24 protein-coding genes and 1 tRNA gene are annotated in these 22,228 nt (G+C 59.3%); 9 read left to right on the top strand and 16 right to left on the bottom strand.

What is annotated here, in order from left to right; genetic code table 11:
• Window positions 1–358 precede the first annotated feature (358 nt).
• The 9 genes from rpsO to ACN0TA_RS00850 form a co-directional block, all read right to left on the bottom strand.
• On the bottom strand, window positions 359–628 hold the full coding sequence (gene rpsO, locus ACN0TA_RS00810) for a 30S ribosomal protein S15 (protein ID WP_350053714.1): 270 nt from the start codon (window positions 626–628) through the stop codon (window positions 359–361).
• 152 nt (window positions 629–780) lie between these two features.
• The gene (locus tag ACN0TA_RS00815; protein ID WP_417578840.1) at window positions 781–2,511 is read right to left on the bottom strand and encodes a sensor histidine kinase; all 1,731 of its coding nucleotides are present in this window, start codon (window positions 2,509–2,511) and stop codon (window positions 781–783) included.
• A gap of 84 nt (window positions 2,512–2,595) precedes the next feature.
• Window positions 2,596–3,507, bottom strand: coding sequence for a tRNA pseudouridine(55) synthase TruB (gene truB, locus ACN0TA_RS00820; RefSeq protein WP_417578842.1), 912 nt, complete (start codon window positions 3,505–3,507; stop codon window positions 2,596–2,598).
• A 15-nt stretch (window positions 3,508–3,522) separates the two neighbouring features.
• Complete coding sequence (gene rbfA / locus ACN0TA_RS00825; RefSeq protein ID WP_417578844.1) at window positions 3,523–3,936, bottom strand: 30S ribosome-binding factor RbfA; 414 nt, start codon at window positions 3,934–3,936, stop codon at window positions 3,523–3,525.
• A gap of 31 nt (window positions 3,937–3,967) precedes the next feature.
• On the bottom strand, window positions 3,968–4,846 hold the full coding sequence (locus ACN0TA_RS00830) for an SDR family oxidoreductase (protein WP_417578846.1): 879 nt from the start codon (window positions 4,844–4,846) through the stop codon (window positions 3,968–3,970).
• A complete protein-coding gene (gene queG, locus ACN0TA_RS00835; protein ID WP_417578848.1) occupies window positions 4,834–5,979 on the bottom strand; it encodes a tRNA epoxyqueuosine(34) reductase QueG in 1,146 nt (381 codons plus the stop codon). The genes ACN0TA_RS00830 and queG overlap by 13 nt, the downstream gene beginning before the upstream one ends.
• A gap of 75 nt (window positions 5,980–6,054) precedes the next feature.
• Window positions 6,055–6,735, bottom strand: coding sequence for a glutathione S-transferase family protein (locus tag ACN0TA_RS00840; protein WP_417578850.1), 681 nt, complete (start codon window positions 6,733–6,735; stop codon window positions 6,055–6,057).
• Between the two features lie 238 nt (window positions 6,736–6,973).
• Window positions 6,974–7,954, bottom strand: coding sequence for a complex I NDUFA9 subunit family protein (locus ACN0TA_RS00845; protein WP_417578852.1), 981 nt, complete (start codon window positions 7,952–7,954; stop codon window positions 6,974–6,976).
• A gap of 89 nt (window positions 7,955–8,043) precedes the next feature.
• On the bottom strand, window positions 8,044–8,334 hold the full coding sequence (locus ACN0TA_RS00850; protein WP_417578854.1) for a hypothetical protein: 291 nt from the start codon (window positions 8,332–8,334) through the stop codon (window positions 8,044–8,046).
• A 39-nt stretch (window positions 8,335–8,373) separates the two neighbouring features.
• Between ACN0TA_RS00850 and ACN0TA_RS00855 the strand changes: the two genes are divergently transcribed.
• The 8 genes from ACN0TA_RS00855 (at window position 8,374) to fabB (ending at window position 14,964) form a co-directional block, all read left to right on the top strand.
• A tRNA-Leu gene (locus ACN0TA_RS00855) sits at window positions 8,374–8,460 on the top strand.
• A gap of 472 nt (window positions 8,461–8,932) precedes the next feature.
• Window positions 8,933–9,550 carry a ribonuclease D gene (locus ACN0TA_RS00860; RefSeq protein ID WP_417578856.1) on the top strand — a complete coding sequence of 206 codons (618 nt, stop codon included), beginning with the start codon at window positions 8,933–8,935 and terminating at the stop codon, window positions 9,548–9,550.
• Between the two features lie 9 nt (window positions 9,551–9,559).
• Window positions 9,560–10,234, top strand: coding sequence for a hypothetical protein (locus ACN0TA_RS00865; RefSeq protein WP_417578858.1), 675 nt, complete (start codon window positions 9,560–9,562; stop codon window positions 10,232–10,234).
• The gene (locus ACN0TA_RS00870) at window positions 10,221–10,733 is read left to right on the top strand and encodes an LptA/OstA family protein (protein ID WP_417578860.1); all 513 of its coding nucleotides are present in this window, start codon (window positions 10,221–10,223) and stop codon (window positions 10,731–10,733) included. The genes ACN0TA_RS00865 and ACN0TA_RS00870 overlap by 14 nt, the downstream gene beginning before the upstream one ends.
• The gene (gene lptB, locus ACN0TA_RS00875) at window positions 10,733–11,473 is read left to right on the top strand and encodes an LPS export ABC transporter ATP-binding protein (protein ID WP_417578862.1); all 741 of its coding nucleotides are present in this window, start codon (window positions 10,733–10,735) and stop codon (window positions 11,471–11,473) included. The genes ACN0TA_RS00870 and lptB overlap by 1 nt, the downstream gene beginning before the upstream one ends.
• A gap of 121 nt (window positions 11,474–11,594) precedes the next feature.
• Window positions 11,595–13,094, top strand: a complete 1,500-nt coding sequence (rpoN, locus tag ACN0TA_RS00880) for an RNA polymerase factor sigma-54 (RefSeq protein ID WP_417578864.1) — start codon at window positions 11,595–11,597, stop codon at window positions 13,092–13,094.
• A gap of 80 nt (window positions 13,095–13,174) precedes the next feature.
• Entirely contained in the window at window positions 13,175–13,690 is a 516-nt protein-coding gene (gene fabA / locus ACN0TA_RS00885) for a 3-hydroxyacyl-[acyl-carrier-protein] dehydratase FabA (RefSeq protein ID WP_417578866.1), read from the top strand.
• Between the two features lie 47 nt (window positions 13,691–13,737).
• Complete coding sequence (gene fabB / locus ACN0TA_RS00890) at window positions 13,738–14,964, top strand: beta-ketoacyl-ACP synthase I (protein WP_417578868.1); 1,227 nt, start codon at window positions 13,738–13,740, stop codon at window positions 14,962–14,964.
• Window positions 14,965–15,088: 124 nt separating this feature from the next.
• Here the strand turns inward: fabB and ACN0TA_RS00895 are convergent, their stop codons facing one another.
• The 7 genes from ACN0TA_RS00895 to ubiE form a co-directional block, all read right to left on the bottom strand.
• Entirely contained in the window at window positions 15,089–15,829 is a 741-nt protein-coding gene (locus ACN0TA_RS00895) for a HesA/MoeB/ThiF family protein (protein WP_417578870.1), read from the bottom strand.
• A gap of 1 nt (window position 15,830) precedes the next feature.
• Window positions 15,831–16,574 carry a DUF2259 domain-containing protein gene (locus ACN0TA_RS00900; protein ID WP_417578872.1) on the bottom strand — a complete coding sequence of 248 codons (744 nt, stop codon included), beginning with the start codon at window positions 16,572–16,574 and terminating at the stop codon, window positions 15,831–15,833.
• Window positions 16,537–16,986, bottom strand: coding sequence for a dUTP diphosphatase (dut, locus tag ACN0TA_RS00905; RefSeq protein ID WP_417578874.1), 450 nt, complete (start codon window positions 16,984–16,986; stop codon window positions 16,537–16,539). The genes ACN0TA_RS00900 and dut overlap by 38 nt, the downstream gene beginning before the upstream one ends.
• Window positions 16,987–16,988: 2 nt before the next feature.
• Complete coding sequence (locus tag ACN0TA_RS00910; RefSeq protein ID WP_417578876.1) at window positions 16,989–17,582, bottom strand: hypothetical protein; 594 nt, start codon at window positions 17,580–17,582, stop codon at window positions 16,989–16,991.
• A gap of 121 nt (window positions 17,583–17,703) precedes the next feature.
• Entirely contained in the window at window positions 17,704–18,927 is a 1,224-nt protein-coding gene (gene coaBC, locus ACN0TA_RS00915) for a bifunctional phosphopantothenoylcysteine decarboxylase/phosphopantothenate--cysteine ligase CoaBC (RefSeq protein WP_417578878.1), read from the bottom strand.
• Window positions 18,924–20,474, bottom strand: coding sequence for a 2-polyprenylphenol 6-hydroxylase (gene ubiB, locus ACN0TA_RS00920; protein ID WP_417582005.1), 1,551 nt, complete (start codon window positions 20,472–20,474; stop codon window positions 18,924–18,926). The genes coaBC and ubiB overlap by 4 nt, the downstream gene beginning before the upstream one ends.
• A complete protein-coding gene (gene ubiE, locus ACN0TA_RS00925) occupies window positions 20,474–21,238 on the bottom strand; it encodes a bifunctional demethylmenaquinone methyltransferase/2-methoxy-6-polyprenyl-1,4-benzoquinol methylase UbiE (RefSeq protein WP_417578880.1) in 765 nt (254 codons plus the stop codon). Before ubiE ends, ubiB begins: the two co-directional genes overlap by 1 nt.
• A 125-nt stretch (window positions 21,239–21,363) precedes the next feature.
• Between ubiE and mutM the strand changes: the two genes are divergently transcribed.
• Window positions 21,364–22,227 carry a bifunctional DNA-formamidopyrimidine glycosylase/DNA-(apurinic or apyrimidinic site) lyase gene (mutM, locus tag ACN0TA_RS00930; RefSeq protein WP_417578882.1) on the top strand — a complete coding sequence of 288 codons (864 nt, stop codon included), beginning with the start codon at window positions 21,364–21,366 and terminating at the stop codon, window positions 22,225–22,227.
• Window position 22,228 lies beyond the last annotated feature (1 nt).

Below are 22,228 nucleotides of genomic sequence, written 5' to 3' on the forward strand. Positions count from 1 at the left end.
CAAGCAGCGTCGGATCGAAGCCCTCGCAAGTGGCGCCAGAGGCGTCCCTCAAGTTCCGGAACATGGACAAGACGGCGAGAGACTCAGGACCCCGCGCGGGTCTAAGTCTCCGGCGATCCTGCCATGCCCCCTTGGAGCACGCTCCAAGTCGCTTCCTGTATTACCAACCCGCAAAAGCGTGTCCCGAACCTGCCGGGATGTCACCATCCCCATCAAATGGGGACGGGCTTTTGCTGGAAACACTGAAAGGGCGCTTCCGGCAGTATCTGGCAGCGGGCCCCATTGCCCATTGCCAATGCGATGCGGGGCCGGCAATCGATTTTGGTCAGATCGCCGGCCCCGTATCAGTGTTCAATTCTTAGCGGCGGATGCCGAGCCGTTCGATCAGGCTCTGATACCGCGCGTGGTCGCCGCGCTTGACATAGTCGAGAAGCGAACGGCGGGTCGAAACCAGCTTCAATAGGCCACGACGGGAGTGATTGTCCTTGCCGTGAGTCTTGAAGTGTTCAGTGAGGTTGGTGATCCGCTCGGTCAGGATGGCGACCTGTACTTCCGGAGAACCGGTATCGCCAGCTTTCGTCGCATAATCCTTGATGAGCTCAGCCTTGCGCTCAGCAGTAATCGACATCGTAAATTCCTTTCAAAACAAGGAGTTGAGTGACGCCAAAACCGGGATGCCGTCCAGGAATGGCCGTTCGAAGCGCAAAGGGAAACCCTTTTGCTGGCGCTCATATAGGGTATCGGCGGACAAATGAGAAGTTTTTTCTCGATTCGCGCGGCTCAGACGTCCGGCTCGAGCTCGTCATTTTCGGGGCTGTCGCGATCGGGATCGATCTGCTCAAGGGGGATTGAAAACACCCATTCGATGCCGTCGGCATGCACAGTCCGCTCGACATCAGCCTTGAGCGCGCCGGCAACCATTGTCTGGAGCACGACGGTTCCGAAACCCTTGCGGTCCGATGGGGGCTCGAACCCTGGGACGGTTTCGCGCCAGACCAGATGCAGCCTTCCGCCTCCAGCCCGGTTCCAGTTGACTGTCAGCTTGCCGCCCTCGCGAGAAAAGGCGCCGTATTTGGCGGCGTTGGTCGCAAGCTCATGGGCAGCCATGCCCAGAACCTGGGCCGCCTGAACGTTGAGATAGACGTTAACACCGGTCTTGACCACGCGGGAGGGATCCTCCGGGCGGAAGGGGTCGATCTGAGTGCGAAACAGATCACGCAGACCAATGCCCTGGGTGCCATGCGCCAGCAAGAGATCGGTCGAGCGGGCCAGCCCATAAAGCCTGTTCTGGAAATTCTCGACGAATTTTTCGACATTATCGGCGCCGCGCGCCGTCTGCTTGGCCATCGCAGAGATGACAGTGAGCTGGTTTTTCGAGCGGTGCGCCACTTCGCGCATCAGGAATCGCGATTCCGTTTCGGCCTGGCGGCGTTTTGCGCCGGCGTCAGCCAGCGCCTCCGAGACTGCGGCCAGCTCTTGCACCGGATAGGCCATGGCAACAATTTCCTGTCCAGCGCCCATGGCGCGCGCCTGGCGGGCCAGCCCGCGCACCGAGGATGCAATCTGCTGGCCAATAAGCCAGGCGGCAAGTCCGGCCAGCCCGACAATGACCACCGCCCCAGCGAGGAGCCAGAGAAGCGTCGTCCGCAACGGCTCGGCAACCTGGGAGGAGGGCGCCCATGCAACAACATACCAGCCGGTTAAAATGGAATACTGAATGATGGTCTTATAGTCTTCGCCCGCAATATTGGTGTCGATCCAACGCGCGCCGCCCGAGCCCTCACGCAAGGGAATAAACAATGGCTCGCCAATGCTTGCTGCATCCTGGGATGCGGCAAGGACAATGTTACTCGAATCCACGAGTGCCACGTGCCAGCCCTGTGGCAGTTCGCGGGTCAGCAGGGCGTTCGAGAGCGAGGATGCATTCTGGGTGAGAATGGCCAGTTGCGGCGGCGTGATGCCAGGGCGCTGGCGCACAACGTTAAAGACATATTCCTGCGCCGTCTGACCGAAAAAGACATCGGACACCACAGCGTCCGGGGTCTCGAGCGCGCGACGGGCCGAGCCCAGATCGGAAACCGGGCCCAATGGCGTGCCATAATCGACCCTTGTGTTGAGTATCTGGTTGAACTCATCATCGGCAATGATGAAATACGACCCGGTGCCAGCAAGAGCCGTCTGCGCGTGATCGTGGAATTCGGCAAGATTACCGGCGTTGAGCGCTTCGATGCTCATCAGGACGCGCTGGGTGGTGATCATGCCCGAGATTTCGCGCTCGACCGATTGGAGCACAGACCGAGCCGTCGCGACTGTGAAGGTCTGGACTGTTTCTTCCTGAGCAACGTTGTGACGGGCCAACAGCACTGCGGTAAAAGCAGTGGCGGGCAGAACGACGACAGCGACCAGAAATGCAAGATAGAAAATGATGGGAATCGATACCGGTGCACGTCGCGCACTTCGGCCATTCGATTCGACCGTATTGCTCTCGTTCTGCTGGGCGGATTGAGACATTCTCGAGTGGCCGATCCTTATGGACCAGCAAACCTTTAGCCTGTCAGTGAGGGAGGGTAAAGGGGCGTATCAGGTCCAACCAGCTCAGCCAAGAATAACGCGCTTGGGCTTGAACTGCCCCGCTTCGACAAATCCGATCGCTACAGCTTCACCCTTGAGCGATGCCCAGGCCTCATCGAGCGCAACCGGAGCGTCCCGCCCCGTCAGCAGGACAGGGTTGCCCAGCCGGATTGTTGCAGCCTGGCGAGCATCGAGGCGGATCTCGGGCAAATCGGCCAGGCCCGCGGCAACAGCCTGTAACAGCCCGTCTCGACCTGCGAGATCAGCGCTTTCGAGCTGTTCGAGCGTTATTGCATCTGCGTCGGTGAAGTGGCCAACCCGAGCGCGGTGCAACGCACCAACATGGCCCTTTGTATCCAGCGCCTCCGCAATATCGCGGGCAAGCGCGCGAACATAGGTGCCCTTCGAGCACGTGACTGAAAGCCGCGTACGCTCGGGGGTATGCGTGATGATGTCCAGCGCATCGATTTCCACCTCTCGAGGCGGCATGTCGAGCTTGTGGCCAGCCCGGGCCAGATCATAGGCGCGCTCGCCGCCGATCCTTATGGCTGAAAAGGCTGGCGGAATCTGGGTGATGATCCCGGTGAACCGGGGCAAAATCGCTTCGAGTGCAGCAGCGTCGGGGCGCACATCGGATGTGGCGACCACTTCGCCTTCGACATCATCGGTCGCAGTGGCGGCGCCCCAGACGATATCAAAATGATAGATCTTGGTGCCATCCTGAACCATCGGCACGGTCTTGGTCGCTTCCCCGAACGCAATCGGCAGGATACCGGTGGCCAGCGGATCGAGCGTTCCGGCGTGGCCGGCTTTCTTTGCGCCATACAGCCAGCGCAGCTTGCCCACCGCTTCGGTGGAACTCATGTCATAGGGCTTGTTGAAAACAAGCCAGCCGGAAAGATCGCGCTTGACGCGTTTTTTGGGAACCTCGCTCACGGCGCGTCCTTTCAGCTAGTGTTCGTTATCGTCGTCGTCGTTCTGGTCGAGATCGCGCTGCACGCGGTCCGAACGCAGGATGGCGTCGATGCGGCCATATTCGTCAAACGTCTTGTCGACGAAGAAGCGGAACTGGGGCGCATATTTCAGATCGAGCGCTGGGGTCACACGGCCGCGAATGAATTTCGCATGGACATTGAGCGCCGAGACGACATCCTCAGCGTTTTCGCCGCCAAGCGGCATGACATAGACATTGGCCAGCTTGAGGTCAGGCGTCATGCGCACCTCGGGAACGGTGACCGTTACCTTCTCAAGCAGCGGATCGATGATCTCGTTGCGCGACAGCAGTGCAGCGATTTCGTGACGCACGCGTTCGCCAACGCGGAGCATGCGTTGGGAGGGTGCCGATGTTGATGCCTTTTTGACCATCTGCGCGAGATAGGGTGCAAACGCGGCTTCGTCAATCGTGCTGTTGGTTCAATATGGCCCGATGGCCCTCTCGATAGGTGGGGTATTTCAGCGCATAGCCGAGCGCCGATTTGATCTTCGCGTTGGAAACACGGCGGTTTCCAGCATAAAATGTCCGCGCCATCGGCGAGAGCTCCGCATCCTCAAACCCGATTTCCGGCGGCGGTGTGACACCCATCAAATCGGCGGCGTGAGCGATCACATCCTGTGGCGGGGCCGGTTCGTTATCGGCAATATTGAAAATGCCGTGCAGGCGCCGTTCGGCAGCCAGAGCCGTAATGGCGCCGATATCTTCGACATGAACGCGATTGAAGACCTGGCCAGGCTTGTTGATGCGCCGCGCGGCACCCGATCTGATTTTTTCGAATGGAGAACGCGCCGGGCCATAAATACCGGCAAGGCGCAGGATGGCAAGCGGCGTCGATTTTTCCGCGGCCAATGCCTGCCATCCCGCTTCGGCATCGAGCCGATAGCGATTGCGCGCCGACAGTGGTTCTGTGGGCGCGGTTTCATCTATCCATTTCCCATCGGCATCGCCATAGACGCCAATCGTCGAAAAATAGCCGATCCACTTCAGATTGGGGGCGGCAAGAATGTCGGAGCGGTGATGGGCCAGGACCGGGTCCCCGTCGGGGCCGGGTGCGATCGAAACCAGCAGGTGTGTCGCCTGCGCCAGCGCCGGACGCAGGGCATCTGCAGGTGCCGTGCCATCAAAAATGCAGCCAGAGATACCGCTCTTGCCCAATTCGGCCGCCTTTTCGGTGCTGCGGGTCGTCGCAGTTGCGGAAAGACTTGTATTGATACCCAGCGCCTTGATGGTGGCACGCGAAGAATAGCCCGCACCGAAAACGAAAAATTCTATCGGGTCCATTCCGCTCTCACCTCCGGGTCGGGTTCGGTTGCCAAGGATTTTGCCCGCTCGGCATCGGCCTCGCCACTGTCAGCGAGGCGGCGCAGAGCCCACACGGCCATGCCTCGCACCAGCGCACTCTCATGGATCAAATGATGCGCGATTGCAGGCAGGTGAGTGCGATCGCCCGAATTGCCCGCCGCCACCAGACAGTTGCGTAAAAAGCGCGCCGAGCCCAGCCGCTTGACCGGGGTCTGGGCGAAGAAATCGCGGAAGCGCTTGTCGTCGAGGGCAAGCATATCGCTCAATCTAGCGTCGCGGATCTTTTCGCGTGCAGCAAGCTTGGCGTCGTTGGTGGCGCTGGCGAATTTGTTCCATGGGCAAACCGCCAGGCAATCGTCGCACCCGAACACCCTGTTGCCCATCGGTCCCCTGAATTCGCGCGGGATCTGGCCCTTGTGCTCGACAGAATAATAGGCAAGGCACTTGCGGGCATCGAGCCGAAACGGGGCTGGAAAGGCGTTTGTGGGACAAATGTCGAGGCATTTGGTACAGGTGCCGCACTTTTCGCTTTCCGGCGCACTGGCCGGAAGGTCTGCCGAAGTGAAAATGGCGCCCAGGAACAGCCACGACCCGGCATCGCGCGATAGCAGCACAGTGTGCTTGCCCTGCCAGCCAAGCCCCGCGGCCTGTGCCAGGGGCTTTTCCATGACCGGCGCCGTATCGACGAACACCTTGACCTCGGCGCCGGTACGGCGGGCAAGGAGACCCGCAAGATCCTTCAGTCGGCCCTTGATAACATCGTGATAGTCGCGCATCTGGGCATAGACCGAGACATTGGCGAGGGCGGGATCGGCAAGCCTGTACATGGGGTTGCCGTCCGGACCGTAATTGGCGCCGACCATGACGACCGATCTCACATCGGACCAGAGCGCTTGCGGTGACTTGCGGCGTCCGCGGGTTTCTTCCATCCAGTCCATTTCAGCGTGCCAGCCGCTTGCCAGCGCCAGATCAAGTTTTTCAGGCAAGTCGGGGCGGGCATTTGCTGGCGCGATTCCAAGGCTGGAAAACCCGAGCGCTTTGGCACGGGTACGCAGTTCAGCGACAAGGGTATCGCCCTCAGCGCATTTCCGCTTTTCCTCGAATCGCGTCAATTGCTCCAAGTCCTTGTTTTGTCGCGCTTGGGCACAGCGAGCGGGCTATCGGCTTTCGCCGGGATCACGCAGTCCTCAAAAATCGAGGTCCGCGTATGTCGTGGAAGCGGGCATACCCACTATGCGATCGCCCAGCAGCGGGCGAAAGGCGGGGCGCGATTTGATACGGGCATACCAATCCTTGATTTCGCCAGCCTTCTCCCAGGCCATATCGCCCATGTAATCGAGAACCGAGATGTGTGCGGCCAGTGCGAAATCGGCAAGGGTCAGCGTGTCGCCGGCCAGCCAGCGCCGCGTGGCCAGAACCCATGAGAAATAGGCCATATGTTCGGTAAGATTGGCCTTGGCTATGCGGATGACCGAGGGTTCGGGCGCACCGGAGCGCAGATCCCGTTTAATGAGCTTTTCTTCCAAAAGATAAGCTGTGACTTCAGGGCCAAGCTTGAGCAATACCCATTCGAGCAAGCGCCAGACTTCGATTTTTTCGCTGGCATTTTCAGGCAACAATGCTTCGATATGGCCTTCCGGCCCGAAATTGTCCTCGATATGAGCGATAGTGGCCAGAATGCCCACAACCGGGGGAAACGGTTCGTCGAGCATTACGGGAACCGAAGCCGCTGGGTTGATTTCGAGGAAATCAGGATCTCGCCGCCACGGCGCCACGTCGACCAGATCGACATCGACACCGTATTCGGCAAGCATCAGACGAATGAGCCGGCAGGAGGGATCGAGCTTGTGATGCAAAAGCTGTGGCATGGACCAAACGTAAAAATGATGCGGCACCCCGTCCGAGCCGAAAGCCGGAAGGGCCGCAAGAACTTCAGGACGCGATTAGGCCGTGCAAACTGGCGGGCAATCAAGGTGTTTTTGTGCCCGACCCACCAAGTTTGGGCACCAATTTGGGTTAACCGGTCAATGTTTGGTTAACCGCGAGCGCTCCCAAGACCGTTCGCCAGTCCAATTCAGTGCCGCTTGGTTTGCGTTACGTCGCGCATCAGCCGCCGACAAGCGGATTGATGTGACGGTCAAACTCGCCATGCTTGCGGAAGCGCCACATATAGGTCGGCAAAATAGCGTCCACAGTCGTGGGCGTAATTCCGAATGCTTCAAGCGTACGCTTTTGCTTGATCGCTTCGGGCGAAACCACGTTGTCGATACCGAGCTGAACCACCTGATCGGGGGTCAGAAGCGGCTCGGGCAGGATCGAGAGAACACTGGCAATCGGCTTTGCCAGAAATTCAGGCAGGGGCAAAACCATCCGCTTGCGGCGGGTCTGTTCCAGCACGCGCTCGATCACCTGCTCCATTGTTATGACTTCCGGTCCGCCAAGTTCGTACGCCTTGCCTGTCTTGACAGCGCCTTCGGCGGCAAGCGCGATGGCTAAAGCGACATCGCCGACATAGACCGGCTGGAATTTGGTGTCGCGGCCGATCAACGGCATGATCGGCGACATGCGCGAAAGAAAGCCGAACAGATTGAAGAAGCCGTCTTCAGGGCCGAACACCAGCGAGGGCCTGATGATAACCGCCTTCGGGAAGGCTTTGAGCACTTCATCTTCACCCAGGGCCTTGGCGCGCTGATAGGCGGAAGGCGACCGGCTATCAGCGCCCAGAGCGGACATGTGGACAAGCGTTGAAACGCCGGCGTCGCGGGCTGCCTCGGCCACGGCCCTGGCACCAAGCGTCTGAACGGCGCGGAAACGCTGCTTGCCTTTTTCAAACAGGATGCCGACCAGATTGATGACGACATCAGAACCGCGCACAGCCGCAGCGACCGATTCGGGGTAGCGCAGATTGGCCTGCACCGGCTGGACCTGGCCGGGAAATCCAAACATACGGACATGCCCGGCAAGGTCGGGGCGCCTGACGGCAACTCTTATTGAATAGCCGCGCCGCGCCAGATCCTGAGTCAACCTGGTGCCGATAAAGCCCGAGCCACCGAAGATCGTCGCGATTTTTCTTGTCTTTTCGGTCATTTTAAAGGGTCCCGTCGCCAAAACGAACGCCTGAAAGGAATGGCCCGTTCTAGCCCCGGTGGCTGGCCGATTGCAATCTGTTTGAGGCGTCAGTTGACTGCATGGCCGTTATCGATTGGCTCCCTGCTCTTTTTGTTCCTGATTTGTCCTGAATAGCAAAGACGGATTTTCACACGTCCTGTGTCCATCGCGGCATCCAGCCCTTTGCCACCGGTCGTGACAGGGAAGGAAAGGCGATCCATGTGATCAACGTGCACTGCCTTGACGAGCCACACTCCGACAAGGAAGCGATCAGCCATTTCAGCGGGGCCGATTTCTAAGGGATAATGATAGCGGTTGTGGTGGCGATGTTTTTCGCCGTGGCCCGGCGCAAGCTGCATTGACAAAGCCCGAGCGGCACTCTAAATCGTGCCTCCGTTGCCCAGATGGCGGAATTGGTAGACGCGCTAGCTTCAGGTGCTAGTTCTCGAAAGGGAGTGGAAGTTCGAGTCTTCTTCTGGGCACCATTTTCTTTCGGCCTTGCGCCGATTTTTTCGGAAATGATGTAGATGCACCCCGTGTACGGGGCAAGCGATTGTTTAATATTTGAGGTGACCAATTGATCACCTTAAATATGAGAGCCGATTGCTTACCTGGATCCAGATGTATCCATGTTCGATTTCCGCTCAGGGCTCATTGTCATTGCTCTGATGCTGTCCGGCTTCGCCGCGACCGCTCAGAATTTCCCAGTTACGCTCGACCACGCATTTGGCCAAACCAGATCGACGCAGCCTCCAAGCGCATCGTAACCCGGGGCGGGATTTGCCCTGGACGCGCGCGGCCATCGAAGCGCTGGGGCTGGAATACCTGTGCTGCCGAGATCGCACGCGCCGCGGCCAATGTCAGATAAGGCCGTAATCTCGCCCAAGGTCTAGGCAAAACGCTTCGGGGTGTGGCATCTAGAGATACCTATGCCTCTCCCCGGAGTTTTAAGACGACATGAGCGTTCGACTGCACAAGGGCGATTTGCCCGATCTTTCCCGCTACACCGGCCGGCAGGTGGCTATCGATACAGAAACAATGGGCCTTAATCCGGCCCGCGACCGATTGTGCGTCGTGCAGCTTTCGCCCGGTGACGGCACTGCCGACGTTGTCCAGATCTTGCCCGGCCAGACCGAAGCGCCCAACCTAGCGGCGCTGCTGACCGACGCTACAAAGACCAAACTTTTTCATTTCGCCCGGTTCGATATGGCAGCGCTCTACGCGGCTTTCGGCGTGATGACGGCGCCTGTCTATTGCACCAAGATCGCTTCGAAACTGGTCCGCACCTATACCGACCGCCACGGCCTTAAAGACCTTTCGCGTGAGCTCCTGGGCGTCGATATGTCCAAGCAGCAGCAATCGTCCGACTGGGGTGCCGAATCGCTGACCCAGGCTCAACTCGATTATGCGGCCTCGGACGTCCTGTACCTGCACGATCTGCGTCGGCACCTCGATCGGATGCTGACCCGGGAAGGGCGGGTCGACATGGCCAAAGCCTGTTTCGATTTCCTGCCCACACGGGCCCAGCTCGATCTGGCAGGGTGGCCCGAGACCGACATCTTCGCCCACAGCTAGGGATCAGCGATGATCGCGCCTTCGGCCAGCGTCCGACACGACACTTATCTGCGCTCGATTGCCCACAACCGGCGAATTGCCGTGTTGCGCTGGCTGGTGCCTGCTGTCGGACTTGTGGCGCTCTCGTTTCCATTGGTTCAGATTGCCGCAAGCATGGTGGGCGATATTGTGCCGATCGACGGGATACGGCTGGAAAATGACACGCTGGTGATCGACGGGCCGCGCTTTGAGGGTCGAACGGCGACCGGTTCGAACTACACGCTGGAAGCGGCGCGGGCCGAATCGCGCGTCGGCAATCTCGATACTGCCGACCTCTATGATCTTGTCGTCGATGTTTCCGACGATACTGGCTATCGAGCACATATCGAATTTGCTTCAGCGGCCTGGACGATGAGTACTGAATACCTCGTGTCCAATGAAGATGTGACCGTTGAGGATTCAACCGGTGCCCGCGGCGTTCTGGCCGGCGTGGAAGTGGACTGGCCCGCCCAGACGATCGCTTCGGATGGGCCTGTTCGTTTCGACTTTGACAGTGGCGCGCAACTTAATGCCGACACGATGCTTCATGATCTGGAAGCTGCACGTTGGCGGTTTAGCGGCGTCAGCCTTGAAATGACGCCACAACCCGATGCCGGAGAAACCCGGGACCCTTTTGCTGCGGAGATCGACAATGACGCGCCTTAGCCTGCTGATTGCGTGTATCGCCCTTCTTGCCGGACCGGCATTTGCCCAGAGCACCGCCAGCGATCCCGCCGGGTTTGGCGGCCTGGCCGGCGAGGCCGACGAACAGATCAATGTGAGCGCCGATCTTCTCGAAATCCTCGAAAACGAGAACGCGGCGATCTATACCGGCAATGTCGTCATCACCCAGGGCACGATGCAGATCGCATCCGAGCGGGTGGAAACGATCTATGGTGAAGGCGGGCCCTCCGATTTGCAGAGCTTTTCGGCCTCCGGCGGACGGGTCGAGATGGCGTTTGACGATCAGACAGTGCAGGCCGATACAGCCGATTATGATTTCGGAGACAGAGTGCTGGTGTTTACAGGATCGGTCGTGGTGGTCAATGCCAGCGGCACCGTCAACGCCGATCGCCTGGTGATCGATACAAGGGCCGGCACCTCCTCGTTCAGTTCAGCGGGCGGCGGCGGACGCGTAACCAGCACCTTTACGCCGGGGGGCTGATGGCGGGAATAGACCAGACCGGCTGGCTCGTCGCCCACGGTCTTGCCAAGAGTTTTGGAAAGCGCGCAGTGGTGCGCGACGTCTCCATCGCCGTGCGGCGTGGCGAAGCCGTGGGCCTGCTTGGTCCCAACGGCGCGGGCAAGACGACGGTATTCACAATGATCATGGGGCTGGTGCGGCCCGATGGCGGCGACGTATTGCTCGACGGGCTGCCGATCACTCATTTGCCGCTCTATCAGCGCGGACGGCTGGGGATTGGATATCTGCCGCAAGAGGCTTCGATCTTCCGCGGTCTGAGCGTTAAGGACAACGTACTGGCCGTGCTCGAAGGCCACATCAAGAACAAGAAGGAACGCCACGCTCGGCTCGATGAGTTGCTCGAGGAGTTTTCAGTTTCTCATCTGCGCGATGCCGACGCCCTGGCACTTTCCGGCGGCGAACGGCGGCGGGTGGAAATCGCCCGTGCGCTTGCTGCCGACCCCAAATTCATGTTGCTCGACGAACCCTTCGCCGGGGTCGACCCGATTGCAGTGGCCGATATACAGGGACTGGTGCGGCAGTTGACCCAGCGTGGCATTGGCGTGCTGATCACCGACCATCAGGTTCGCGAGACCTTTGGGCTTGTGGACCGGGCCTATCTGATTCACGGCGGCAAGGTGATGATCCAAGGCCGACCCGAAACGATCATGGCCGACCCCGACGCACGGCGCGTCTACCTAGGCGAAAGTTTCAAGCTCTAGAACTTGCCAGTTGGCACGAAAATTGTATGGCGCGACTTGAAGGGCCGCTGCAAACTCGCTAGGTTCGCCCGATCGCAAGCGTGTGGGACGCTTGGGTTGGGGGATGGGAGCTTTATAAGGCATGGCGCTTTCGCCACGGCTGGACGTCCGGCAAACCCAAACATTGACGCTGACGCCGCAATTGATGGCGTCTATCCGGCTCTTGCAGCTCAGCCACCTCGAACTTAGCACGTTCGTGGATGCCGAGCTTATGCGCAATCCTTTGCTCGAAAACAGCGACGCGCCCGACGGCGATACACCGATGGAGCGCGAACGGTCCGAGGAAATTGACCCCTATCGCGACGTTGTGGACCATTCGGACCATTTGGGCAGTGCGACGACGATCGCCGATAGCCTCGACACCGACGTTTCCAACGTCTTTCCCGAACAATCGGGGCAGGATTCGCTGAGCCAATCGAGTTCCTGGCCGGAGGGCAAGGGCGGCGCGCTTGGCGGTGAAGCGCCCGACATTGACCAATATGTTTCAGCACAGGTCTCGCTAGCTGACCACCTGACCGAGCAGGTCAATCTGATCGTCAAGGACCCCGCCGAGCGACTTATTGCACGCAGCCTTGTCGATAATCTCGACGAGCGCGGATATCTCATGGCCGAGCTCGACCAGATCGCAGCGCTGCTGGGTGCCGATACCAGCACTGTCGAAACCGTGCTTGGCAAGGTACAGGGCTGCGAGCCGCTGGGCGTTTTTGCCCGTACGTTGTCGGAATGCCTGTCAATTCAGCTGGCTGAAAAGAATCGTCTGGACCCGATGATGGCGGGACTGCTCGCCAACCTCGATCTGGTCGCCAGTCACGAGCTTGGATTGCTGGGCAAAAAGATCGGCGCCGATCGCGAAGACATCCTCGACATGCTGTCCGAGTTGCGCGCCCTCGATCCCCGGCCGGGCCGGGCGTTCGACTTTACCCCGGTGCAATCGGTGGTGCCGGACGTGTTTGTCAAACGCGGCAATGACGGCGGCTGGAGCGTTGAACTCAATTCCGAAGTTCTGCCCCGCGTACTGGTCAACCGGGTCTATTACGCCTCAATTTCCAAAAAAACCCGCAATGCCGGGGAAAAGAGCTTTCTCGTGGATTGTCTCAATACGGCGAACTGGCTGACCAAGAGCCTGGATCAGCGCGCCCAGACAATCCTCAAGGTGGCCACCGAGATCGTCAAACAGCAGGACGGCTTCCTGCGGCACGGGATATCGCATTTGCGGCCAATGACGCTCAAAACCGTCGCCAGCGAAATCGAAATGCACGAATCGACTGTCTCGCGCGTGACGGCGAACAAGTACATCGCCACGCCGCGCGGGCTGTTCGAGATGAAATATTTCTTCACCACTGCCCTCAATTCTTCGTCAGGCGGGGACGATCATTCAGCGGAATCGGTACGGCACCTCATTCGACAATTGATCGATGCGGAAAAGCCCGACGCGATCCTGTCAGACGACACGATTGCCGAGGTGCTCAAGCGCGAACAGGGGATCGATGTTGCCCGCCGAACTGTCGCCAAATACCGTGAAGGCATGGGCATTGCGTCCTCGGTGATCCGCCGCCGGCAGAAAAAAGCACAAATGGCATAGACCCAACCTCGGTCAAATGGTCTATTGACCCCTCTAGGGATTGCCCTCTACACAGTTTTTTCCAGATTTGCGGGGAGTCCATGGCAGAACGCGCCCATTCTTATGATTACGACGAGTTGCTGGCCTGCGGGCGCGGTGAACTATTTGGGCCGGGAAATGCACAATTGCCGCTCCCGCCCATGCTCATGTTCGATCGCATCACACGGATCGACGATGATGGCGGTCCCCATGGCAAGGGGCAGGTGCGGGCCGAACTCGACGTTACGCCCGACCTTTGGTTTTTTGCCTGTCACTTTCACGGCGACCCCGTGATGCCTGGCTGCCTCGGCCTCGATGCCCTTTGGCAAATGACCGGCTTTTTCCTCGGTTGGGGCGGATCGCCCGGGCGCGGCCGCGCGCTGGCAGGCGAAATCAAGTTCACCGGACAGGTTACCAATGACGTCAAGCTGGTCGAATATGGTATCGACATTAAGCGCGTCATGCGCTCGAGGCTGACATTGGGTATTGCAGACGGCTATGTAAAAGCCGACGGAAAGACAATATACGAGGCCAAAGACTTGCGGGTCGGCCTTTTTACGGACATGGGCGCCCTGTAGATTTTGGGCCAAACTTTACGTCTGACAAGAAAGTCCAAGGGGCATAAATGAAGCGCGTTGTGGTCACCGGCATGGGGATCGTCTCCTCGATCGGAAACACTCTCGACGAGGTGCTCGACAGCCTTAAGAATGCACGTCCCGGGATTTCCCGGGCGCAGGATTATGTCGATCTCGGTTTTCGCTGCCAGGTTCATGGCGCGCCCACTCTCGATCCCTTCGAGGTTCTGGACAGGCGCACCACGCGCTTCATGGCCAAGGGCGCTGCGTGGAACTATATCGCCATGCAGCAAGCTATCGAGATGTCCGGGCTTGAGGAAAAAGACGTCAAGAACCCGCGTACAGGGATCGTGATGGGATCGGGGGGGCCGTCGACGCGCGCCGTTGTGGAAGCCGCCGATATTACCCGCGAAAAGAAAAGCCCCAAGCGAATCGGCCCACTTGCTGTGCCCAAAGCCATGAGCTCGACGGCCTCGGCAACGCTGGCTACCGCCTATGGCATTCTTGGACTCAACTACTCGATCTCTTCGGCCTGCGCGACGTCCAAGCATTGCATCGGCAATGCCTATGAACAGATCCAGCTGGGCAAGCAGGATATCGTTTTTGCTGGCGGACACGAGGATCTGGACTGGTCGATGTCGAACCTGTTCGACGCCATGGGCGCCATGAGCTCGAATTTCAACGATTCGCCCGAAAAGGCATCGCGCGCCTATGATGCCAATCGCGATGGCTTCGTGATTGCCGGTGGCGCCGGGGTTCTTGTTCTCGAGGAATACGAACACGCCAAGGCGCGCGGCGCCAACATCATTGCCGAACTCGTCGGCTATGGCGCGACTTCGGACGGCTACGACATGGTCGCCCCATCCGGGGAAGGCGCCATTCGCTGCATGAAGCTGGCGCTGGAAACGGTCAAGGCCCCCATCGACTACATCAATCCGCACGCCACCTCGACGCCTGTGGGCGACCGCAAGGAAATCGAAGCGCTGCGCGAAGTGTTCGGCAATGAGGACAAATGTCCGCCGCTGTCGGCCACCAAATCGCTGACCGGACATTCACTTGGCGCGACCGGTGTGCAGGAGTGCATTTATTCGCTGTTGATGATGCAACACCGCTTTATCTGCGAGAGCGCCAATATCGAGACGCTCGATCCCGAGTTTGCCGATATGCCGATCCTGCGTCAGCGCCGCGACAATGTCGATCTGGGCGTCGTGCTGTCCAACAGCTTCGGGTTTGGCGGGACGAACGCCACGCTGGTCTTCAAACATATGGATGCCTGAGGCCAGATTGCCCCTCAGGCATCGCGCACCTTAATCCTCTCCCCAATGGGGGAGGCAATTGAGCCGCAGTCTCTTCAAATGCAGTCGATTTCCAGAGCATCGATCAAGACGCTTGGGAGGTTGCCTACCTGTAGCGCATCGTTCTGGTCTCGCCAGTGCGGGCCGAATAGAGCAACAGTCTTCCCAGCAAAGGTTCGCCAAAGCCAGCAAGCCATTTGATAGCTTCATTGGCCATCATCGTGCCGATTATGCCCGGCAGGACGTTTAAGACGCCGACAAGTTCGCAGGGCGGACTGTCCTCTGGGGTGGGATCGACAGGATAAAGGCTATCAAATGTTGGCCAATTGGTGCCATCCGCGCGTTCCGCATACGGCGCCAAAACCGTGATCGATCCATCGAACGGCCCCAAGGCGCCGGTGATAACCGGAATCTTTAGTTCTGCGCAGGCCGTGGCGACGCCACGCTTTGCGGAAAAGCTGTCGGTCCCCTCGATTACGAGATCGGCTCCGGCCAGCAAGCTTCTGGCGTTTCCCGGGGACAGGCTCTCGATATAAGTCGCCGTTTCGATCTCGGGATTGAGCCGAGTTGCAAAACGGGCTGCTGCATCGGCTTTTGGCCGATCCAGATCTGCATCTGAATAGATCACTTGTCGGGCAAGATTGGAGAGCGAGACAGTATCGGGATCGATGATAGTCAATCTACCGATGCCGGCGCCAGCAAGATAGGCAATGATCGGTACGCCAAGGCCGCCGGCCCCCACGATGACCACATGCGCAGCGCTGAGGCGTTGCTGGCCGGCACCACCCATGTCTTTTAGAACAATGTGGCGGGCATAGCGCGCCGATTGCGCAGGCGTGAGCGCCATTTTACCGGGTGCTTCCCACAGGCAGGGCGACGAAGCGCCGGTCCGGGCCCTCAAACCCATGCGACCACACGGACAGAACCGCGACCGCTGCGTCATTGTCCCAAGTGTCGAACGGCGTGAAGACGCCATAGAATTTGTAAGTGATGACGCAATGGCGCGAGGCTGGCACGCGGGTATCGCGATAGATCTCCTCGGCATCGCCTTCCATCGTGCGCTGTAAGGCAAACCCCATCGGAGTGCCTTCGAAAAACTCACAATCGCGAGACCCTGGTGCCTTAAATATCTCAAGGTCCAGGCTGTACTCAGCGGCAGTCCGAGCAAGTCCATAGCTTGGCAGGCCGTAATCGATCGACAAGCCGTCGTCGCTCAATTCGCCATCGCCACGCAGGACGAGGGGGCGAGCGGGTTGGATGATACCGTATTCGCTCAAGGCTGGCTTGGCCCTGGAGCGCACCAGGGCACGAGCATCGACCACAGGTGTCAATTCGGCATCGATGCGCGCCTCGAACGGTGCGCCGCCGACAAATTTATCGGTTTGCAAATCGATCAGGAATATTTCCGCATAGGCGAAGCCCGAACCATCCTGAATACCGAACTGTTCGAAGGCAAAATACCGCCCATCTTCGGAATATCCGATAGCATCGAACTGGGCGCTATCGCCGGCAAACGCCTGGCTTGCGGCGCCAAGCGCCACGACAGCGACAAGACTAGCGATTACCCGTCGAGCCAAATCCACCAGTGCCACGTTCAGTCTCCTCAAGGTCGTCGACTTCAACAAGCGTCATATAGGGGACGGCGGCGATCACCATCTGAGCGATCCTGTCGCCGCGCCGGACTTCAAACGGCTCGGTGCCATGATTGATGAGGATGGCTTTGACCTCCCCACGGTAGTCGGCATCGATAGTTCCGGGCGTATTGAGCACGGTAACACCGAGCCTTGCTGCAAGACCGGAACGCGGGCGAATCTGGGCTTCATACCCGACAGGCACCGCAAGGGCAAAGCCGCACGGCACAATTGCAAAAGCCCCAGGGGCGATAACAAGCGTTTCCCCTGCGGGCAAGGCGGCAGCGACATCGCGCCCGGATGCGCCTTTGCTCTGACGCACGGGCAGGGGCAGGCCCCGCCCGTGGTCCAGCCATTTGAAGGCGAAGGTCATGATTACTTCTGCACGACCGCGTAGATTTCTTCGGGAATATCCAGCGTCGCCGCGAACAGATCGACAAAGGGAATTTCATAGCTGGCTGACATGCCGTCAGCGGAAATTTCCATGTTTGTATCAAGGATGGTGCCACCGGTCACCGCGATGGTGATCGCATGCCCCTCAAACATCGACGTGATCATTGCCTGCATCTGCGGATCTTGATCATCGCCCATGCTCTCATCGAGCGATTCGGCAAGATCGCCAGTGGGGAACGTCACGCGTACCTGACCACCGCCAATAGCTTCAATCACCGGGCCCTGGCCTTCTTCAGAATCGAAATCGAGTTCGGCGAACGGGCCGGATTCGACAACGACACAATCGATCATATCGCCGTTTTCGATCACTTCGCCTTCTGCGCAGAACTCTTCATCGCCGGCCTCAGCCTGGGCATTCATCAGTTCGACCATATCGGCGGCCATCGATGTGACCATTGTGGCTTCAGCGTCGGTCTCGCTCAGAACGTCGACGCTCATCGATACATCCATGCATGCGGTGAGCAGCAGCGCCAAGCCGCTGGCGCCAGCCAGGCGGGTGATTGTGGTCATGGTCATCGGGTGCATCCCTTCCTCAACAGTTTGGCGCACTTTGGTCGGAAACACTGCTGATTTGCAAGCCGGCAAAACATCCGCGCGCAAACGAGCGACCAAAATCTCAAGAGTATGGAGAGAGCGTTCAGGCCCCGCCCGCAAAGTGGTTTGCCAGGTGCTGAACCAGTCTATCGGCCACCTCGCGTTTCGTTTGCGGCCCCCAATCGCTCACCTTCTCCCCATCGAGAAACAGGATTCGAGTGTCCGTTCCGCCGAAAACCCCACTGCCGGGGCTGACGTCATTGGCAAGCAACCAGTCGCAGCCCTTGCGCGCCAGCTTGTTGCGAGCGTGAGTTTCAAGGTTGCCGGTTTCAGCGGCAAAGCCGATGACCAGTTCTGGACGTTCGCCCTGCGGCAATTGGGCGACGCCTGCCAAAATATCGGGATTGGCCGTAAATTCGAGATCAGGTGCGGTGGCAGCCGCGTCCTTTTTGAGTTTGGCATTAGCGGGGTGCGCGACCCGCCAATCGGCCACCGCTGCTGTGAAGATCGCGGCATGGGCTGGCAGCGCGGCCTTGACCGCAGCTTCCATCTCGACGGCGGTTTGCACCGGGATAATGTCGCACCCCTGCGGGGCTGCAAATTCTGCCGGGCCGGTGATGAACCTAACATGCGCACCCTGGCGTGCCAGCGCCTCGGCAATTGCCGTACCCTGCCGCCCCGAGGAGGCATTTGAGACATAGCGCACCGGATCGATCGGCTCACGGGTCGGCCCGGAGGTGACAATTATCGTTTTGCCAGCCAGCGGGCGAGGACCAGCACCGCGGGCGAAATGATCTTCGATGGCGCCCAGAATGCCCTCGGGTTCCGCCATACGGCCCGCCCCATATTCACCACAGGCCATATCGCCCTCATCCGGGCCGACGAAACCAATACCGTCCCGCCGGAGCGTTTCAATGTTGCGGCGGGTGGCGGGCGCTTCCCACATACGCACATTCATGGCCGGGGCGGCGAGCACGGGGGTAATGGTGGCCAGAAGGCAGGTGGTGGCAAGATCGTCGGCCAGCCCATTGGCCATCCGGGCAAGAATATTTGCGGTCGCAGGCGCGACAACGACGAGATCGGCCGAGCGTGACAACTCGATGTGCCCGATCTGGGCCTCTCGGGTGAGATCGAAAAGCTCGGACAGAGCGGGCCTGCCGCACAATGTCGAAATGGTCAGAGGCGAGACAAAGTGCCTGGCTCCCTCCGTCAGGATGGCTTGCACAGTACCGCCGCCCTTCTGGATCAACCGGATGAGCGTGATCGCCTTGTAGGCGGCAATGCCCCCAGAAATGATCAAAAGGATATGCTTGCCAGCGACGCTCACAGCGCACCTCCCAGATGGGCGACCAGCGTAACGATCGCCAGACCTATCGTTACAAGGCTCCCCCATTTCAGGGTTTCGATCAACGGATCTTTCTTGTCCTGCCGCAGCTGGTCGGCTTCAAGGCGTGTCAGCACACGTTCAGCCTTGCGGCCGAGATCGGGCAAGCGCCGGGCAAGATCGACCGCCTCGTCGATGGCTTCCTTGGCGATCTCGAGTTTGCCTTGCGGCCCTACCGCGCGCCGCACCCATTCGGTGACCACAGGTTCGGCTGCGGTCCACATATTGAACTGAGGATCGAGCAAGCGTGCAGTGCCTTCGGCGAGCACCATGTTTTTTTGCAGCAGAACGAGTTCGGGCCGGGCCGCCATGTCGAATAGTTCGGTAATCTCGATCAGCTGGGCCAGCACACGGGCCATGGAAATTTCGTCTGCTCCTCGGCCGACCAGCGGTTCGCCAATGGCGCGGATGGCCTGGGCAAAATCATCGATCGTATGCGTCTGGGGCACATAGCCGATATCGAGATGGAGTTCGGCGACGCGGTAATAATCGCGCGTAATGAAGCCATAGAGGATTTCCGCCAGAAAGCGCTGCTCACGCTTGCCGATCCGCCCCATGATGCCGAAATCGACAGCGACGATGCCGCCGGTTTTCGGGTCTGCAAACAGATTGCCCGGATGCATGTCGGCGTGGAAAAACCCATCACGAATAGCCTGACGTAAAAAGCTCTGGATAAGGCTCGTTGCAAGTTTTTTGCGGTCCAGGCCGGCTTCATCGATCTTTTCGATCTGGCGAATGGGAATTCCATCGATCCAGCCGGTGGTGAGCACCGAACGTCCGGTCTGGTCCCAGAACACATCGGGGATGTCGAAATCGGCGTCGGCGGAGAGATTGTCTGCAAGCTCGGACATCGCGGCGGCTTCCATGCGCAGATCCATCTCGAGCATTGCCGAACGGGCCAAGGCGTCGACCACCTTTTGCCCGTTGAAACGGCGGGTGGCCGGCATGAACCGTTCAGCGACCCGAGCCAACGCATAAAGGCCATCGAGATCGCTGGCAAAACGCTCACGGATCTTGGGCCGCAGCAACTTGACGGCCACGAAGCGCTCGCCTTCAGGGGTTTGCAGTCGCGCCTTGTGCACCTGGGCGATGGACGCGGCAGCGAGCGGGGGTGAAATCTCCTTGAGCGCAGATGCCTTTTCTCCAAGCGCCTCGGCAAGAAGGCCAGGCACCAGTTTTTCGTCGAACGGGGGCAGCGCATCCTGCAGGGCGGCGAGATCTGAGGCCACTTCAAAGCCGATAATGTCGCGGCGGGTGGCAAGGACCTGGCCCAGCTTGACATAGACCGGGCCGAGGCGTGTCAGCGCATTTGCCAGTCGCGTGACGCGGCCCGACTTGCGCACGTCGCGCTTTTCGATGAGCCGTGCCATCCCGACAAGAAGCTTGGCTGAAGGCGGAATGGGCTGGCCCTCGGCAAGCGAGAACGCCCCTTCGCGGGCCAGTACGAAGCCGGCCCGTGCGAGCCTAAAATAGGTCCCCAAACCCATGATCAGAGCTTCCAGCCCCCGTGCAAAGCGGCGATGTTGCCAGTGAATGCAGTATGGGTCACGCGCTTGAAACCGGCGGTTTCCATCATTGTCGAAAACCGGGAGGGATCTGGAAAATTGCGAATAGATTCAACGAGATATTCGTAGGGCTGTGCTTCGCCGGTGACCATCTTGCCCATGGGGGGAATGATATGGTCGGAAAACAGATCATAGACTTTGTCGAGTACCGGGACGTCGACCTTGGAAAATTCAAGCACCAGAATGCGGCCGCCGCGCTTCAGGACCCTGTGCGCTTCGCTCAGCGCCTTGTCGATGCGAGGGACGTTGCGGATGCCGAAAGCGATCGTATAGGCATCGAAGCTGTTGTTTTCAAACGGCAATTCTTCCGCATTGGCTTCAACGAACTCGACATTGGCCGGATACCGCCAGGCCTTGGCGCGCTCGGCGCCCACTGCGAGCATGTCCGTGTTGATATCTGAGACCGTAACCCGCGCGTAGCCGTGGCTGGTATCAAGGATGCGCATTGCGACATCGCCGGTACCGCCGGCCATGTCGAGCACAGTATATGGGCGAGATCCCGAGCGGGGCGGCGCAAGGCGAGAAACCATCAAGTCCTTCCAGACTCTATGAATTCCGCCGCTCATGAGGTCGTTCATCAGGTCATAGCGCGACGCGACCTTGTGAAAGACGTCGTTGACCAGTCCCTGCTTTTCGCCCAGCGGGACTGTGCGCGTTCCGAAATGGGTGGTCTGAGCGTTGTCGGTCATCTCGCGCCTCTCATGCTGGCTGACAGCCCGGTTATGGGCTTGGCCGATCGATAACGCAAGGTGTAGACCTCTGGCGAAATCGTCGCAAACATTGGCGGCAAAAACTATGGACTTGAGCGAAATTCATGCCTGAATTGCCCGAAGTTGAAACCGTGCGGCGCGGATTGGCGCCATTCATCGAAGGCGCGAAAATCCAGACCGTCACCCTCAACCGGCCCAACCTGCGCTTTCCCTTTCCAAAGGGGTTCGTTTCGGGCCTGGAGGGGCAGACAATCACCCACCTTGGACGGCGGGCAAAATATCTTGTCGCAACTCTGTCCGGGGGCGGGGTCTGGCTGTCCCATCTTGGCATGACCGGATCGTTCCTGGTCGCCGACCAACGCCTCGATGAGCCCAGCCGCCTCAACCAGCACGATCAGGCCGGCAAACATGTTCATGTGGTGGCCGAGCTTGTTCACCCCGCGCGCGGACGCGTGAGTCTATCTTATAGCGATCCGCGCCGGTTCGGGTTCATGGACCTGTTCGCCACCGATGCCCCCAACCCCTTTACCGATTCTCTTGGACCTGAACCTTTGGGCAATGATCTGAGCGGACCCTATCTGGCCGACAGGCTGAAAAACAAGAAGGGGCCGATCAAGACTGTGCTGCTCGACCAGAGGGTGATCGCCGGACTGGGCAATATCTATGTGTGCGAGGCCCTTCATCTGAGCGCCATTGCGCCCCACCGCGCAGCGGGATCGCTGGCAAGAGCGGAAATCGAAAGTCTTGTGGTGGCGATCCGGCAGGTGCTTGAAGCCGCGATTGCCGCCGGCGGCTCGACGCTGAAAGACTTTGCCAATGCCGAAGGCCAGAAAGGCTATTTCCAGCACAGCTTTTCGGTTTATGGCCATGAGGGCGATCACTGCCCGCGGGCGGGCTGCATGGGCACGATCGAGAGGCAGGTCCAGGCCGGGCGTTCGACATTTTTCTGTCCGGTCTGCCAGCATTGAT

The sequence above is a fragment of the Pelagibacterium sp. genome (assembly GCF_048264985.1).
GTDB lineage: Bacteria > Pseudomonadota > Alphaproteobacteria > Rhizobiales > Devosiaceae > Pelagibacterium.